Origin of the sequence: Mesorhizobium sp. M1143, assembly GCF_040318435.1 — a bacterium.
GTDB lineage: Bacteria > Pseudomonadota > Alphaproteobacteria > Rhizobiales > Rhizobiaceae > Mesorhizobium.
Map to the genome: position 1 here is coordinate 234,941 of NZ_JAMYMJ010000002.1, position 16,076 is coordinate 251,016.

Annotated in this window: 16 protein-coding genes; 5 read left to right on the forward strand and 11 right to left on the reverse strand. The window is 63.7% G+C overall.

Annotation, left to right across the window (positions count from 1 at the left end; genetic code table 11):
* Positions 1-75 precede the first annotated feature (75 nt).
* Together pnp and NKH35_RS02875 are read left to right on the forward strand one after the other, a co-directional pair.
* Positions 76-2,223 carry a polyribonucleotide nucleotidyltransferase gene (pnp, locus tag NKH35_RS02870; RefSeq protein ID WP_023688738.1) on the forward strand — a complete coding sequence of 716 codons (2,148 nt, stop codon included), beginning with the start codon at positions 76-78 and terminating at the stop codon, positions 2,221-2,223.
* Positions 2,224-2,308: 85 nt separating this feature from the next.
* Positions 2,309-3,322 (forward strand): class I SAM-dependent methyltransferase, encoded by a 1,014-nt coding sequence (locus NKH35_RS02875; RefSeq protein WP_352913311.1) that lies wholly within the window; start codon positions 2,309-2,311, stop codon positions 3,320-3,322.
* Between the two features lie 16 nt (positions 3,323-3,338).
* Here NKH35_RS02875 and NKH35_RS02880 read toward each other — a convergent pair whose 3' ends face one another.
* The 4 genes from NKH35_RS02880 to fabA all read right to left on the reverse strand — a co-directional run bounded on the left by NKH35_RS02880 (position 3,339) and on the right by fabA (position 7,778).
* A complete protein-coding gene (locus tag NKH35_RS02880) occupies positions 3,339-4,892 on the reverse strand; it encodes a putative bifunctional diguanylate cyclase/phosphodiesterase (RefSeq protein ID WP_023831945.1) in 1,554 nt (517 codons plus the stop codon).
* A 184-nt stretch (positions 4,893-5,076) separates the two neighbouring features.
* Complete coding sequence (gene fabI, locus NKH35_RS02885; protein WP_023669564.1) at positions 5,077-5,889, reverse strand: enoyl-ACP reductase FabI; 813 nt, start codon at positions 5,887-5,889, stop codon at positions 5,077-5,079.
* 33 nt (positions 5,890-5,922) lie between these two features.
* Positions 5,923-7,143, reverse strand: coding sequence for a beta-ketoacyl-ACP synthase I (gene fabB / locus NKH35_RS02890; RefSeq protein WP_023738184.1), 1,221 nt, complete (start codon positions 7,141-7,143; stop codon positions 5,923-5,925).
* 122 nt (positions 7,144-7,265) lie between these two features.
* Positions 7,266-7,778 carry a 3-hydroxyacyl-[acyl-carrier-protein] dehydratase FabA gene (fabA, locus tag NKH35_RS02895; RefSeq protein WP_023696727.1) on the reverse strand — a complete coding sequence of 171 codons (513 nt, stop codon included), beginning with the start codon at positions 7,776-7,778 and terminating at the stop codon, positions 7,266-7,268.
* A 345-nt stretch (positions 7,779-8,123) separates the two neighbouring features.
* On the opposite strand from fabA, the gene irrA reads away from it, so the two are divergent.
* Both irrA and NKH35_RS02905 read left to right on the forward strand, forming a co-directional pair.
* On the forward strand, positions 8,124-8,555 hold the full coding sequence (irrA, locus tag NKH35_RS02900) for an iron response transcriptional regulator IrrA (protein ID WP_031193300.1): 432 nt from the start codon (positions 8,124-8,126) through the stop codon (positions 8,553-8,555).
* A 10-nt stretch (positions 8,556-8,565) separates the two neighbouring features.
* Positions 8,566-8,925, forward strand: a complete 360-nt coding sequence (locus NKH35_RS02905; protein WP_023669568.1) for a DUF4260 domain-containing protein — start codon at positions 8,566-8,568, stop codon at positions 8,923-8,925.
* A gap of 13 nt (positions 8,926-8,938) precedes the next feature.
* Here NKH35_RS02905 and NKH35_RS02910 read toward each other — a convergent pair whose 3' ends face one another.
* Entirely contained in the window at positions 8,939-9,496 is a 558-nt protein-coding gene (locus tag NKH35_RS02910; RefSeq protein WP_023703477.1) for an SH3 domain-containing protein, read from the reverse strand.
* A gap of 157 nt (positions 9,497-9,653) precedes the next feature.
* Here NKH35_RS02910 and NKH35_RS02915 point away from each other — a divergent pair, with 157 nt between their 5' ends.
* A complete protein-coding gene (locus NKH35_RS02915) occupies positions 9,654-10,655 on the forward strand; it encodes a 2-hydroxyacid dehydrogenase (RefSeq protein ID WP_023738187.1) in 1,002 nt (333 codons plus the stop codon).
* Positions 10,656-10,667: 12 nt separating this feature from the next.
* On the opposite strand, the gene NKH35_RS02920 is transcribed toward NKH35_RS02915, so the two are convergent.
* The 6 genes from NKH35_RS02920 to dnaN form a co-directional block, all read right to left on the reverse strand.
* Entirely contained in the window at positions 10,668-11,081 is a 414-nt protein-coding gene (locus NKH35_RS02920) for an aconitase X swivel domain-containing protein (RefSeq protein WP_023732436.1), read from the reverse strand.
* Positions 11,078-12,331, reverse strand: a complete 1,254-nt coding sequence (locus NKH35_RS02925; RefSeq protein ID WP_023818819.1) for an aconitase X — start codon at positions 12,329-12,331, stop codon at positions 11,078-11,080. Before NKH35_RS02925 ends, NKH35_RS02920 begins: the two co-directional genes overlap by 4 nt.
* Positions 12,328-12,816 (reverse strand): GNAT family N-acetyltransferase, encoded by a 489-nt coding sequence (locus NKH35_RS02930; RefSeq protein ID WP_023696724.1) that lies wholly within the window; start codon positions 12,814-12,816, stop codon positions 12,328-12,330. Before NKH35_RS02930 ends, NKH35_RS02925 begins: the two co-directional genes overlap by 4 nt.
* A gap of 4 nt (positions 12,817-12,820) precedes the next feature.
* Entirely contained in the window at positions 12,821-13,576 is a 756-nt protein-coding gene (locus NKH35_RS02935; RefSeq protein ID WP_352597479.1) for a molybdopterin-synthase adenylyltransferase MoeB, read from the reverse strand.
* A gap of 31 nt (positions 13,577-13,607) precedes the next feature.
* Complete coding sequence (gene recF / locus NKH35_RS02940) at positions 13,608-14,753, reverse strand: DNA replication/repair protein RecF (RefSeq protein ID WP_023726852.1); 1,146 nt, start codon at positions 14,751-14,753, stop codon at positions 13,608-13,610.
* 62 nt (positions 14,754-14,815) lie between these two features.
* A complete protein-coding gene (dnaN, locus tag NKH35_RS02945) occupies positions 14,816-15,934 on the reverse strand; it encodes a DNA polymerase III subunit beta (RefSeq protein ID WP_023669575.1) in 1,119 nt (372 codons plus the stop codon).
* Positions 15,935-16,076: the final 142 nt, after the last annotated feature.

The following is a 16,076-nucleotide window of genomic DNA, read 5'->3' on the forward strand; positions in this document are numbered from 1 at the left end:
GAGAAAGGAAGCCAGGGAAAGGGCATCCGCGCACCGTGAAACGGCGCGGCCCTTTCCGCTTACTAAGGACAAGATATGTTCAACTACCACAAAGTGGAAATCGAATGGGGCGGCCGTCCGCTCATCCTGGAAACCGGCAAGATCGCACGTCAGGCTGACGGCGCGGTGCTTGCGACCTATGGCGAAACCAAGGTTCTCGCCACCGTCGTTTCGATGAAGGAGCCGAAGCCAGGCCTCGATTTCTTCCCGCTGACCGTCAACTACCAGGAAAAGACCTACGCCGCCGGCAAGATCCCGGGCGGCTACTTCAAGCGCGAGGGACGTCCGAGCGAAAAGGAAACGCTGGTTTCCCGCCTGATCGACCGCCCGATCCGCCCGCTCTTCGCCGACGGCTACAAGAACGACACCCAGATCGTCGTCACCGTCGTCCAGCATGACCTCGAGAACGATCCCGATATCCTGTCGATCGTCGCCACCTCGGCCGCTTTGACGCTGTCGGGCGTTCCCTTCATGGGCCCGATCGGAGGCGCCCGCGTCGGCTACATCAACGGCGAATACGTGCTCAACCCGCATGTCGATGAGATGCAGGAATCCAGGCTGGACCTGATCGTCGCCGGCACCACCGACGCCGTGCTGATGGTCGAGTCCGAAGCCAAGGAACTCGGCGAAGAGCTGATGCTCGGCGCCGTCATGTTCGGCCACAGGGGCTTCCAGCCGGTGATTGACGCCATCATCAAGCTGGCCGAAGTTGCCGCCAAGGAGCCGCGCGATTTCACGGCGCCGGACTACTCCGCGCTCGAAGCTGAAATGCTGAAGATCGTCGGCGACGAGCTCAGCAATGCCTACAAGAACGTCGACAAGCAGAAGCGTTACGCCGCCGTCGACGCCGTCAAGGCGAAGGTCAAGGCAGCGTTCGCTCCGGCCGAAGGCGAAGACGCCAAGTACACCTCCGAGCAGATCGGTTCGGTGTTCAAGGAACTCCAGGCCAAGGTCGTGCGCTGGAACATCCTCGACACCGGTTCGCGCATCGATGGCCGTGACCTCAAGACCGTCCGCAAGATCGTCTCGGAAGTCGGCGTCCTGCCGCGCACGCACGGTTCGGCGCTGTTCACCCGCGGCGAGACCCAGGCGCTGGTCGTTGCCACGCTGGGCACCGGCGAGGACGAGCAGTATGTCGATTCGCTGACCGGCATGTACAAGGAGAAGTTCCTCCTTCACTACAACTTCCCTCCCTACTCCGTCGGCGAGACCGGCCGCATGGGTTCGCCGGGCCGCCGCGAAATCGGCCACGGCAAGCTCGCCTGGCGCGCCATCCGTCCGATGCTGCCGAGCGCTGACCAGTTCCCCTATACGTTGCGCGTCGTCTCGGAGATCACCGAGTCCAACGGTTCGTCGTCGATGGCCACCGTCTGCGGCACATCGCTGGCGCTGATGGATGCCGGCGTTCCGCTGGCCAAGCCGGTTGCTGGTATCGCGATGGGCCTGATCAAGGAAGGCGAGCGCTTCGCGGTTCTGTCCGACATCCTGGGTGACGAAGATCACCTCGGCGACATGGACTTCAAGGTTGCCGGTACCGAAGGCGGCATCACCTCGCTGCAGATGGACATCAAGATTGAGGGCATCACCGAGGAGATCATGAAGATCGCGCTGGACCAGGCCAAGGACGGCCGCCAGCATATCCTCAGCGAGATGGCGCATGCTCTGACCGGCGCCCGCCCCGAACTCGGTGAGTTCGCACCGCGCATCGAGGTTATGCACATCCCGACCGACAAGATCCGCGACGTGATCGGCTCCGGCGGCAAGGTTATCCGTGAGATCGTCGAGAAGACCGGCGCAAAGATCAACATCGAGGACGACGGCACGGTCAAGATCGCTTCGTCGAACGCCAAGGAGATCGAGGCGGCCAAGAAGTGGATCCATACCATCGTCGCCGAGCCGGAAGTCGGCGAAATCTACGAAGGCACGGTCGTCAAGACCGCCGACTTCGGCGCTTTCGTCAACTTCTTCGGTCCGCGTGACGGCCTCGTCCACATCTCGCAGCTTGCCAACGACCGGGTCGCCAAGACCTCGGACGTCGTCAAGGAAGGCGACAAGGTCTGGGTCAAGCTGATGGGCTTCGACGAGCGCGGCAAGGTCCGCCTGTCGATGAAGGTCGTCGACCAGGCCACCGGCAAGGAAATCGCCCGCGACAAGAAGGCCGAAGGCGAAGAAAACGCCGCCTGAGTGGTCTGACAATAGAGTTGAACGGGCGCGGCTTATGTCGCGCCCGTTTTCGTTTAAGACCCGTCTACGACATGAGAATCGAAGAATGGCCGCTGAGCCGCTGAAGACACTGTTTCACCCCTTCGAGGCCGGGGCGCTCCCTCTGCCGCAAAAGGGCGAGCGTGTGCTGTTCCTGGGCGCCGAGCCTGGGTTTCGCCTGCCGGAAGGCTTCGAGGCAGAGCTCCATCTTGCACAGGGTTTCCGGCCGTATCTCCGAGCGCTGGAGCGTGCCGGCCACAAGGTAACGCCGCGCGCGGAAGGCGATGCATTCGATGCAGCGCTCGTGCTTGCCGGCCGCCATCGTGGGCTAAACGAGATGCATATTGCCGAGGCGATCGAACGCGTCACGCCGGGCGGTCTGATCATTGTCGCCGGCGGCAAGGACGAAGGCATCGCCAGCCTGCGCAAGCGCATCGACGAGCTTGTTCCGATCGAAGGGCATCTGCCGAAATATCACGGCATCGCCTTCTGGCTTCGCCGACCGGTCGATCTGGCGCCTGCGGAAAAACTGCGCGTCGCCAATCCCGCCTTGGTCGTAGAGGACCGCTTCCGCACCGCGCCCGGCATGTTCTCCTTCGACCGGATCGACGCCGGCTCGAAACTTCTGGTCGACAACCTGCCCAAAGACCTGCGCGGCAACATTGCGGATTTCTGCGCCGGCTGGGGTTATGTCACCGCCGAGGTCGCGGCACGTTCACCCGGCATAACAGGGCTCGACCTTTACGAAGCGGATTTCGAAGCGCTTGAGGCGGCCAAGGGCAATATCGGCCAGACAGGCTTCGAGCCCGGCTTCTTCTGGACCGATCTGCTGAGCGAGCCGGTCGAGCGGCGCTATGATGCCATCGTCATGAACCCGCCCTTCCATCGCAGCCGGGCGGCCGAGCCGGAAATCGGCGCCGGCATGATCCAGGCGGCGGGCAAGGCGCTGAAGCCGGGCGGGCGGCTGTTCATGGTGGCGAACCGTCAGCTGCCTTACGAACCGGTTCTGAAGGCCGTCTTCTCCAGCCATGCCGAGCTCGCCCGCGACGGCATGTTCAAGGTTTTCTCCGCGCGCCGATAGGACGGTGCCGGTCGCCTCAATGCATGCTGACGATGCGCGCCGGCTCGTGGACGGGAATGGTCGGTCTGATATCGCCAGGCTTGATCTTGAGCGGCGCCGGCCTGCCGAACAGATAGCCCTGCACCATCTCGCAACCAGCTGCTCGCAAAAGCGTCGCCTGGTTCTCGGTCTCGACGCCTTCGGCGATGATGCCGACGCCGAGCGCCCGCGACAGGCCGACGATGGTAGAGACGACGGCGCCCGAATTCGAATCGGTGTCGATGCGGCTGACGAAGGAGCGGTCGATCTTCAGCTTGCCGAAGGCGAAGTCGATCAGGTAGCTGAGATTGGAATAGCCGGTGCCGAAATCGTCGACGGCCACCGAAATGCCCATGTCGGCAAGCTGCTGCAGGATGGTGGCGGCGCGGTCGCGGTCCTGCATCATCGCCGTCTCGGTCACTTCGAGCTCCAGCCGCGACGGCTTGATGCCGGTGCTGGCCATCGTATCGCGCACGATGCCGACGAAATCCTTGGTCATGAACTGGACCGGCGAGATGTTGACGGCAACGAAGCAGTCCTCGGGCAAATGACGGGCATCGCTGCAGGCCTTGTTCAGCACCCAATTGCCGATCGGGTGGATCATGCCGGTCTCTTCGGCGATCGGAATGAATTCCATCGGCGGGATCATGCCGCGTTCCGGGTGCTTCCAGCGGATCAGCGCCTCGTAGCCGACGATACGGCCGGTCGGCAGGTCGAGCTGCGGCTGGTAGTGAAGGTCGAAATCGCCACGGACGAAGGCGATGTGCAGTTCGGATTCGATCCAGTGGCGGTAGTCGGCGACCTGGCCCATGTCGGAATGGAAGACCGACCAGTTGCCCACGCCGCCGGCGCGGGCATTCTGCAGCGCCAGGTTGGAGCGGCGCAGGATGAGGACCGGATCGACTCCATCCTTTGGCATCGCCACGATGCCGACCGACAGGCCGACCGACTGCAGGTGAGAATCGAGCTGGTACGGCTTCAGCATCTCCTCGATCATGGTTTCGACGGTGCTTTCCATGGACCTTTGGAGTTGGTGTTCCCAGACAAGGATAGCGAACTCGCCGGCGCCGATGCGCCCCATCACCGCGCCTTCGGGCATGCAGGCCTTCAACCGCTTGGTGAAGCCGCGGATCAGTTCGTCGCCATGGCTGTAGCCGATGGCGTCGTTGATCTGCTTGAAGCGGTCGATGTCGATGTCGATGAGGAACACCGGCTCACCGGTCCTGATCGTCGCGGACGCCGCGTCGGCAATCCTGCCGACCATCGCCGGCCGCGCAAAAAGCCCGGTCAGCTTGTCGAAATGGGTTTCGTTGAAAACGTAGTCCACCGATTCATCGACGCCGGCGAAGAAGGACAAGGCAGCACCGGCGGCGGCCAGCGCGCATAGCGCCGACGCGACGCCGATCATGGTTTCCGCCTGCATGCCGGCAAAGCCGTCCCCGAAACCATGCCGGAGGCCCCAAAGCCCAAGGATGAAACTGCCAAGGCCCGAACTGGCGACGGTGAGCAGCCGGAACACAGGTGTTCGCTTCGGGTTGCTGACAGCAGGCATTGCTCAGTCCCTGTCGCATGATCCCGAAATCAACTCGACTTTCGGGAAATATCAAGCGCAAATTCATAAAGGCTAAAGCATCCTTTGCGCCCAGCAAGAACGCGCAGAGCCCAAGCCCATAGGACTTCTAGCGGATATCTCCTTAAAATGAGTTTCCGCCGATGCATCTAATTTTACTGGTGAGTTAATCGCGTACGCTGTCGGTCTGCTTCAACTCATCCAGGGTTGGCATCGACACGATGTGATAGCCGGAATCCACATAATGGATTTCGCCGGTGACGCCTGACGAGAGGTCGGACAAAAGATAGAGCGCCGAGCCGCCGACCTCGTCGATGGTCACCGTGCGGCGCAGCGGCGAGTTGCGCTGCTGGTAGGAGTACATGTGGCGGGCGTCCGAGATTCCGGCGCCGGCCAAAGTACGCACCGGTCCCGCCGATATGCCGTTCACCCGGATGCCGCGCGGGCCATAATCGTTGGCGAGATAGCGCACGCTGGCTTCCAGCCCGGCCTTGGCGACGCCCATGACGTTGTAGTTCGGCATGACGCGGACAGAGCCGGCATAGGTCAGCGTGATCATCGCGCCGCCTTCGCTCATCAGCGGGGCGGCATGGCGGGCGACCTCGGTGAAGGAGTAGCAGGAGATGACCATGGTGCGGACGAAATTGTCGCGGCTGGTGTCGGCGTAGAGCCCTTTGAGCTCGTTCTTGTCGGAAAAGCCGATGGCGTGGACGACGAAGTCGAGCCCGCCCCATTCCTTGCCGAGCGTCTCGAAGGTGGCGGCGACCGATGCGCTGTCCTCGACGTCACAGGGCACCACCAGAGACGCGCCAAGCTTCTCGGCAAGCGGCTTGACGCGGCGCCCGAATGCGTCGCCCTGATAGGTGAAGGCAAGCTCCGCCCCGTGTTCGGACAATTTCCTGGCGATGCCCCAGGCGATCGAATGATCGTTGGCGACGCCCATGACAAGCCCGCGCTTGCCCTTCATCAGTCCGTCCATGGCCGGCAATCCCCCTACAATAAAACGCTGGCCTTATGCGGAATAGCGCTGGAAAATCAGCGTTGCGTTGGTGCCACCGAAGCCGAACGAGTTGGACAAAACCGTGTCGATCCTGGCGTCGTCGATGCGCTTGCGCACGATCGGCATGTCCTCGAATTCGGGATCGAGGTTTTCGATATGGGCGCTCTCGCCGATGAAGCCGCCTTGCATCATCAGGATCGAGTAGATCGATTCCTGTACGCCGGCGGCACCCAGCGAATGGCCGGTCAGCGACTTGGTCGAGGTGATGAACGGCATCGTGTCGCCGAACACCTCTCGGATGGCGCCCATTTCCCGGGAATCGCCGACCGGCGTCGAGGTGCCGTGGGTGTTGATGTAGTCGACCGGCGTGGACACCGTCGCCAGAGCCTGGCGCATGCAGCGCACCGCGCCTTCGCCCGACGGCGCCACCATGTCGTAACCGTCCGACGTCGCGCCATAGCCGACGATCTCAGCGTAGATCTTGGCGCCGCGCGCCTTGGCGTGTTCGAGCTCCTCCAGGATGAGGACGCCCGCGCCGCCCGCGATGACGAAGCCATCGCGATTGGCGTCATACGCGCGGGAAGCTGTCGGCGCACGATCGTTATACTTCGACGACATCGCCCCCATGGCATCGAACAGGTCCGACATCGTCCAGTCGAGGTCCTCATGGCCGCCGGCAAACATCACATCCTGCTTGCCCCACTGGATCAGTTCGTAGGCGTTGCCGATGCAATGCGCCGAGGTCGAGCAGGCCGACGAGATCGAATAGTTGACGCCGTGGATCTTGAACCAGGTGGCGAGCGTCGCCGACGCGGTCGACGACATCGCCTTCGGCACCGCGAACGGACCGATGCGCTTGGGGCTGTTGTTCTTGAGCGTGGTCTCGGCCGCCTCGACGATGGTGCGGGTCGAGGGGCCACCCGAGCCCATGACGATGCCGGTGCGCTCATTGGTGATGTCGCTTTCGCCAAGCCCGGCGTCGGCGATCGCCTGGTCCATCGCGACATGGTTCCAGGCCGCGCCCTGGCTCAGGAAGCGCATGGCACGCCGGTCGATCATAGGGGTCGGGTCGAGCGTCGGCGCGCCCCAGACCTGACAGCGGAAGCCGTGTTCGGCGAAGGAATCGGAGAAGCTGATGCCTGATTTGGCATCGTGGAGCGAGGATTGCACCTCGTTGGCGTTGTTGCCGATCGACGATACGATGCCGAGGCCTGTGACGACGACCCTTCTCATTCGCAACTCCTTCCAGCGGATGATCCCGAAACCCTAGTCGGTTTTCGCCGGCGATCATACGCAAAATCAAAATGCCGCAGCGTCGTTGCGCGTCCGGGAACGCCCTGCTGCAGTGGCGCCGGTCAGGCGGCCGATTGCTTGGACAGCCCCACCTTGAGGTCTGTCGCAGCGTATATGGGTTCGCCGTCGGCCTTAAGCCAGCCATCGGCGATACCGAGCACCAGGCGTCCACGCATGACGCGTTTGAAATCGATGCCGTATTCCACCTTCTTGACCGAAGGCGTCACCATGCCCTTGAACTTGACCTCGCCGGTCGACAGCGCCATGCCCTTGCCCGGCTCGCCGAGCCAGCCGAGGTAAAAACCCGTCAATTGCCACATGGCGTCAAGGCCCAGGCACCCCGGCATGATCGGATTGCCGATGAAATGGCAGGCGAAGAACCACAGGTCCGGCTTGATGTCGAATTCGGCACGGATGAAGCCCTTGTCGTGGGCGCCGCCGGTCTCGCTGATCTCGGTGATGCGGTCGAACATCAGCATGGGCGGGTAGGGCAACTGGGCGTTGCCGGGCCCGAACAGCTCGCCGCGGGCGCAGGCGAGCAATTCCTCATAACCGTAGCTGGATTTACCCGCCATATGTCTCGTCCCCATGATCGTCCTGGGCGGTGGGGCGCCCTTGTCGTTGGTTTCCTAACACAATCCCTTTCGGGCCGGAAACCGGCGTTTGCGCTTAACCCGCCCGTCTGCCCGGGTCAATGCGCGCTCTCGCATCGGCCTGGAAATCGATTCCGATTTCCAGAAAGCACGATGCTACGCCAAAAGTGATAGAGCGCATTTGGTGCGTCCAACTGGCCGCACGTCGCTCTATTGATCGTATTCGGCCAACAGAATATATGTCGGGAGGTGTCCAGTTTCGGCCGATGACGTTTTTTCGCCACTCTGGGCGTGTCTTGAGGCAGAACTGTGGGCTTGGACGGATAGATGGATCTGGGCGGCCGGAAGGAAAATGTCGCTGTGGACAAGCGGGTTCGCGAAGCCGGCCTCAGGCCGACACGCCAACGCATTGCGCTGGCCGATCTGCTGTTTGCCAAGGGTGACCGCCACCTTTCGGCCGAGGAACTGCATGAAGAGGCGGTCGCCGCCGGCGTGCCGGTCTCGCTCGCCACCGTCTACAACGCGCTTCACCAGTTCACCCAGGCCGGCCTGCTGCGCATCCTGGCGGTCGAGGGGTCCAAGACCTATTTCGACACCAACACCTCCGATCACCATCATTTTTACATCGAAGGCGAAAACAGGATCTTCGATATAGAAAGCGGTCCGGTGACCGTCTCCAACCTGCCGGAGCCACCCGCAGGCATGGAGATCGCCAATGTCGACATCGTGGTGAGGCTGCGCCCGAAGCGCAGCGTTTAAGCCCCAACCCGTGAAACCTGTCGATTTTGCAATCCGGCTCGAATGGGTTGCGGTCGCGGTCGTGGCTATAGTCGCCTATGCCGCGTCAGGCGTTTCCTGGTGGCTGTTCGCCCTGCTTATTCTGGCGCCCGACCTGTCGATGCTGGGCTATCTCGCCGGGGCACGGATCGGCGCTGTCGCTTACAACGCGTTGCACATCCTGATCGTCCCGCTGTTGCTGGCCCTCGCCGGATATGTTCTGGCCAATTCGACGGCGACCGCGATTGGTCTGATCTGGATCATCCACATCGCCGTCGACCGCGCGCTCGGCTACGGTCTCAAACTGTCGACCGGTTTTCAGGACACCCATCTCGGCCGTATCGGCCGTTAGGCCTCCAGCAATCTCAATTCTTGACGTGCTCGCCGGGATAGGCGCCCCACACCTGCGACTGGGCGATCCAGCCGGTGTGGCCGTCGAAGGTCATTTCGCACCACTGGCCATCGCAGGTTTTGATCGTGCCCGTAACGCCCGGCTCGATGATGGCGATGACGCTGGCGTCCTTGTCGGCATCGTCGAGCAGATTGATTCGGCCCCCCTTGGTGCGCTGCCAGGGGGCGACGATCGCGGTCCGGCGGCCCGACAGCAGCGACTGGTTGATCCAACCCTCCGAGCCATCGGCATCGCGCACGCGCCGCCAGGTATCGAATTCCTGGATGATCTCCATAGGCAGGCCGGCCTTTGTGTACATCCAGTCGACGGAATAGTTGGCGCCGGGCCCAACGCGCGAGTTGACGCGAGCCGATTTCAGGCTGACGAAACGCGGCAGCGGCAGGCCGCTCGGCCCGAGCGTGACCGTCTGCACAGGTGCGGCGGCACCTTGCGCCGCGGCTTGCGGGAAATGCAGGAGAGCGCCGAGAAGCGCTGCGCTGAGGATCAGGCGAAGCGACGCGAAACCAGACACTTTCATTCCTTTCGGCGCGTGCCCTTTGGCCCGGGCGCCCCTTTTTCTTTGTCTTCGGCGGCACCGCTTGTTACAGGAGTGGCAGGCACCGCGACCGGTATTCAGTTTCGCCTGTCTTGGTTAAAGAGGTCTCAACGAGATCGGGTTCGAGGAAACAATGGCAGGCAAAAAACGGCCTCTCGTCGTCATCACGCGCAAGCTGCCCGATCCGGTCGAGACCCGCATGCGCGAACTCTTCGACGCCAGGCTGAATGTCGAGGACCGCCCGATGACGCAGCCGGAGCTGGTCGCGGCGATCAAGGAAGCCGATGTGCTGGTGCCGACCATCACCGACCAGATCGATGCGGCGCTGATTGCCCAGGCCGGCGACAATCTCAAGCTGATCGCCAATTTCGGCAATGGCGTCGACAAGATCGATGTGGCGGCGGCGGCCAAGAAAGGCATTACCGTCACCAACACGCCGAACGTGCTGACCGAAGATACGGCCGACATGACCATGGCGCTGATGCTGGCCGGCCCGCGGCGGTTGGCCGAAGGCGCCAATGTGCTCACCAGCGACAAGAAATGGGCCGGTTGGTCGCCGACCTGGATGCTCGGCCGGCGCATCTGGGGCAAGCGCCTCGGCATTGTCGGCATGGGCCGCATCGGCACCGCTGTTGCCAGGCGCGCAAAGGCTTTCGGCCTGTCCATCCACTACCATAACCGCCATCGCGTGCTGCCGGCGGTCGAGGAAGGGCTGGAGGCGACCTATTGGGAAAGCCTCGACCAGATGCTTGCCCGCATGGACATCATCTCGGTCAATTGCCCGTCGACGCCGGCGACCTTTCATCTGCTTTCGGCGCGGCGCCTGGCTCTGCTTCAGCCCACCGCCTATGTGGTCAACACCGCGCGCGGCGACATCATCGACGAGGAAGCGCTGGTCAAGCTGATCCAGGACGGCAAGATCGCCGGCGCCGGCCTCGACGTCTATGAGCACGAACCGGCGCTGAACTCGAAACTGCTGAAGCTTGCCGCCAAGAACAAGGTCGTGCTTTTGCCGCATATGGGTTCGGCGACGATCGAGGGCCGCATCGACATGGGCGAGAAGGTGATCATCAACATCCGCGCCTTCTTCGACGGCCACCGGCCGCCGGACCGCGTGCTGCCGCTACGGACTTGAAGCGGGCCGCGTTCAGGCTGCGGTTGTGAGGGCGCCATCCGCAGCGACACTCACACGCTTGCCGCGATAGGCCTCAAAATCGTCGCGCCCGAGCCTGAGCGCTACCGGCGTCCGCCAGCCCATTTCCCTGGCCACGATCAAGCCAAGCAGCAGAATCGCGTCCGGCTCGTGCAGCACGAGTGCCGTCGGCGCATGGCCATTGTGGACGAGTTCCATCAGCACGGCTGACGCTGAGGACGAGCCGATCGTGCCGGGCAGGAACAGCACACGCCCGGAAATGGTCTCGCCATGCTGCGGGTGACGGACATCGGCGATGCGGCCGCTCTTCGGATCGACGCCACCCCAGAAGCTGATTGGCGCGGTCAGCACCAAGGCCAGTCCTTCGCCTCCGCTGCCCGGCACCAGTATGTCGGCTGCAGCATTCATGCGGCGATATCCGTAAACCTGGGCTTACCGGCAACCGCGCTTTCCACGCAGTCGGCCAGCGAGCCGTAAAGCACGGCGTAACCGGTATTGCCCGGCGCGTAGTGCGCGAATTTTCCCGAATTGGTCATCAGCATGCCGTCGGCCAGATCCGGCAGGATCGGCGTCACCACCACGCAGGTGTCGGCGACGATGATGACGCCGCTGGCTTCGAGCATCTTGCGGTTGCCGTTCTGCTCCAGCCTGGTGAGCACGTGGCGGCCGGTGCAGGCGTAAATCGGCACGCTGAGCCGCCGCCCGCCAATCAGCCGCTCAAGTGCATCGAATTCGGCCAAAGACAGATGCGGACTGCCGATCGCCACGGCATCGATGGCGGTCTGCGTGGCTGCGGTGGACAGGCCGGCGCGGGCCTTCATGGCCATCTCCGGCGTTACGCGGATCATCGTTTCCGGCCTGCCGCCCACCAGGATGGTCTCGGCGTCGGGCGCTTCTGGCGTTACCCCAGCGATATGGAACAGGCCGACGGCGCCCGACGATGCCGCCGCCGCGCCGAAGGCCTTCAGCGCATCCTCGCCGGGATGGCTGGATATGCCGGTGACGACGCCGACCGCGTTGCCGACCTCACGGCCGTAGAGGTTGCCCAGCACCGGCCAGGCGATCTCCGAACCAAGGAACGAGGCGGAGAGGCCGGACACATCGAACACCAGCCGTGCCTGCCGGTTCTCGGGGCGATGCAGGCCGTAATCCGGCGCGCGGCCCGATATGGCGCAGGCGATGTCGAGGAAGTCGCCATAGCGGTTGGTGCGTGCCCCCAGCACCGAATTGCAGAACACCACCGCGTTGGATTCACCCCAGGCGACATCGCTGCCAAGCGCTGGCCTGTGGCCGGCCTGATAGGGCGCGCAGGTCCAGCTCTGCTCGCAGCCCAGTTTGCGGTAGGCCTCCATCATTCGTCGCGCCATGCCGCGCGCCGGCTCTTCGAGGCGCACGCGCGAGCAGCCCATCAGGTCGAGCGCGCCGACATTGAGCGTCGAGCGCACCGCGACCCTGGCGCCGCCATCGACCAGCCTTTCGGCAAACAGCGTGCCGGAATCGCCGTGATAGAGCGCGCCGTCTATATGCGTCGAGGCGATCGGGATCAGTCGCGGCGCGCCGAGCAGCGCAGCGCTTTCGGCAACGATGCGCATCGCCATCGCCGCCCCGTCATGGCCGGAGGCGATTGTCTGCTCCTGTGCGCTGAGGGCGAGGCTCACGCGAACTCCTTGCGCATGGTGATCGAGGTCGGCCGGTCATAACCGTCATGCGCCGTGCGCGCGGTTTCGCGGAAGCCGAGACGCGCAAAGGTTGCGTGATTTGCCGTGAGCTCGACCCGCGTCTGCAGTTCGATGGCGGGTTTGTTGCGGTTGCGGGCAAGGTCCTCGACAGCCTGCATCAATCGTCTGCCGATGCCTTGGCCCTGAAGCCCGAGTTCGACGGCGAACTTGCCGACATAGAAATCATCGGGTCTCTCCAGCGCAAAAACGCAGCCTGCGATCTGGCCGCCCTGCAGAGCCACGAACACCGTTTCCCGCCCAGCCTTGTCCCTCAGGCTTTCGACGCACAGCAGATGCGCAGAGGAGGGCGGGTCGATGACGCCGTCCATCGGTGCAAAGGCGCGCATGATCAGGCTGAGCAGTTCGTCCCAGCGGTCGAAGCCGGGGGCGAACTGCGTGACCAAAACACTGGCAGGCTGATCCATGCGGTCAGCTTCTCTTGTAGCGGATCGTGTCGAAGCGCGCCGACAGCGCATCGTAGAGCAGCAGCCGGCCGACCAGTGGTTCGCCGATACCGGTGATCAGCTTGATGGCTTCCATTGCCTGCAGCGTGCCGACGACGCCGGTCAGCGCACCGACGACCCCGGCCACGGCGCAGGACGGCACCAGCCCCTCTGGCGGCGCTTCGGGAAAGAGGTCGCGATATCCAGGGTTCGGTCTGCCGTCGGCGCCGGTGCCGAACGGCATCAACACCGTCACCGAGCCGTCGAAGCGGCCGACGGCGGCATGCACGAGCGGCCGCTTTTCCGCCGCGCAGGCATCAGCCACCACATAGCGCGTCTCGAAATTGTCGGAGCCGTCGACGACCACGTCGTATCGCGTGACGAGGACGGCAGCATTGTCGGCCGTCAGCCTGAAATCGTGCAATTCCACCGCGACATGGGGATTGATCCGGGCGATCGCTGCTTTGGCGCTCTCGGTCTTCGCCGTGCCGACCGTATGGGTGGCGTGGATCACTTGCCGCTGCAGATTGGACAGCGAGACAATATCGTCGTCGACGATTCCAAGCGTGCCGACGCCGGCGGCAGCGAGATATTCCAGCACCGGCGCGCCGAGGCCGCCGGCGCCGATCACCAGTACCCGCGCCCGCTTCAGCCTCTGCTGGCCAGCGCCGCCGATCTCGGGCAGCACGATGTGGCGGGCATAGCGTTCGAGCTCTTCGTCGGTGAGGGCGGCAGGGGTCATTGCCGGACCATATAGCGGAGCAAAAAGCTTGTCAGGTCTCTTCGGTTGGCCCAACCGTGCCGTGGTCGACGGTGAGGAACTGCGCGCGTCCCCTCAGGCTGGAAAACAGCGCGGCGTCGGTTCCGGTCATGAAGGCCTGGCAGCTCAGCTCTTCCAGGATCGAGAACAGCGCGGCGCGCCGGCCGGCATCGAGATGCGCGGCAATCTCGTCGAGCAACAGGATCGGCGTCATCCCCGACATCTCGCCGGTCAGCCTTGCGTGCGACAACACGATGCCGACCAGCAGCGCCTTCTGCTCTCCGGTCGAGCAGAGTTCGGCCGGCATCGCCTTGGGGCGGTGGCGCACCAGCAGATCCGAACGGTGCGGGCCATCGAACGTGCGTCCGGCGGCGCGGTCGCGCTCGCGGCCGTCGGCAAGGGCGGCGCGATAGCGTTCCTCGACGTCCACGGCGGGTGCTGTGGCGACGTCGCTTTCAAGGTCGCCGGAGAGGCTGATGTCGGCCTGCGGAAACGGCCCGCTGGAAGGCAGCCTGTCGATCATGGCGGTAAGCAGGCGTACCAGTTCGGCGCGCGCAGCCGCGATCGCCACGCCGGTTTCGGCCATCTGCATCTCGATGGCGTCGAACCAGGCGCCATCGCGCGAGCCTTCCGTAAGCAAGCGGTTACGTCCGCGCATCGCCTTCTCGTAATCGAGCGCACGCTGGCCGTGGCCGGGATCGACAGCCAAAACCAGCCGGTCGAGAAAGCGCCGCCGGTCGGCGGCAGGTCCGGGGAACAGGCCGTCCATGGCCGGCGTCAGCCAGACGACGCGCAGCCATTCCAGCATGGCGTCTGCCGACCGTGCCGGCGCGCCATTGATGCGCACCTTGCGACCGCCCTCGCCGGCCGCTTCACCCCCGGTGATGCCGGTGCCGATCTCGACCTGTCCCTCCGGCCCGTCGAGCCTTGCGTGGAGCGCAAAGCCGCCATCGCCGCCTTCGCGGGCCACGTCGACATAGGGCGCACGGCGCAGGCCGCGGCCCGGCGTCAGCAGGGAGATGGCTTCCAGAAGATTGGTCTTGCCGGCGCCGTTGTCGCCGGAAAACACCACAGGGCCGGGGGAAAAGCCGATCGACAGCGCCGCATAGTTGCGGAAATTCGTAAGTGTTAGCTTCCTTATGTGACTTTGTTCCGGCAACCGCTATCCGCCTGTAGAAGTCGCCGCAATCAATTATGCTGCAGTGTGCCGCAGTGCGGCTGCTACACCCGCATCGGCATCAGCACGTAGAGCGCGGTCTCATCGGCCATGTCGTGGATCAGCGTCGGCGAACCGGCATCGGCCAGCATGAACTTGGCTTCCGTGCCGGTGAGTTGAGCAGCGACGTCGAGCAGATATTTGGCGTTGAAGCCGATCTCGATCGGGTCTGAGGAGTAATCAGCGGCCAGTTCCTCGGTTGCGCTGCCCGAATCCGGATTGTTGACGGCAAGCGTCACCTGGCCTTCGGTGATCGAAAGCTTCACCGCGCGGCCGCGCTCGGAGGAAATGGTCGAGACGCGATCGACGGCGGCGGCGAAGCTCTGGCGGTCGATGATCAGCTTCTTGTCGTTGCCGGTCGGAATGACGCGCTGGTAGTCCGGGAAAGTGCCGTCGATCAGCTTCGAGGTCAGAACCACGCTGCCGATGGTGAAGCGGATCTTGGTGTCGGACAATTCGGTGGTCACCGCGACATCGGGATCGTCGACCAGCTTCTGCAACTCGCTGACCGTCTTGCGCGGAATGATGATGCCCGGCATGCCTTCGGACCCGGCCGGAGCGTCGATCTCGGCGCGCGCCAGGCGGTGGCCGTCGGTCGCCACCGAACGCAGCTTCAGCTTGCCGCCAGTTTCATGCGTGTGCAGGTAGATGCCGTTGAGATAGTAGCGCGTCTCTTCGGTGGAGATGGCGAACTGGGTCTTTTCGATAAGGCCTCTCAGGGCGACGGAATCGAGCCGGAAGATGTGTGAGAAGGATCCCGCCGAAAGCTCCGGGAAATCGGACTGCGGCAGGCATTGCAGGCGAAAGCTCGAGCGGCCCGACGTTACCGTCATGGCGTTGCCGTCCTCGTCGGTCTTCAGCATCACTTCGGCGCCGTCGGCCAGCTTGCGCACGATGTCGTAGAGCAGGTGCGCCGGAACCGTCGTCGCCCCGCCGCGCTCGACCTTTGCCGGCGTCGCTTCGGTCACTTCGAGGTCGAGGTCGGTGGCTTTCATTTCAAGGCTGGCGCCCTCGGCGCTGAGCAGCACGTTCGACAGGATCGGTATGGTATTGCGCCGCTCGACCACGCGATGAACGTGGTTGAGCGACTTCAGGAGATTGGACCGTTCCAGGATAACACGCATGACGAAACAGGCTCGCTTGAATGAATGGACGGGTCACCAGTGGGCGGCGCCCCGCGAAAGGTCTGAACAGGCTCAGAATCTATGCAAACTGACAGGAAAAAGCCAGCAAACGCAAGTCCGGGCCACCGGTTCGCGCCGGTTA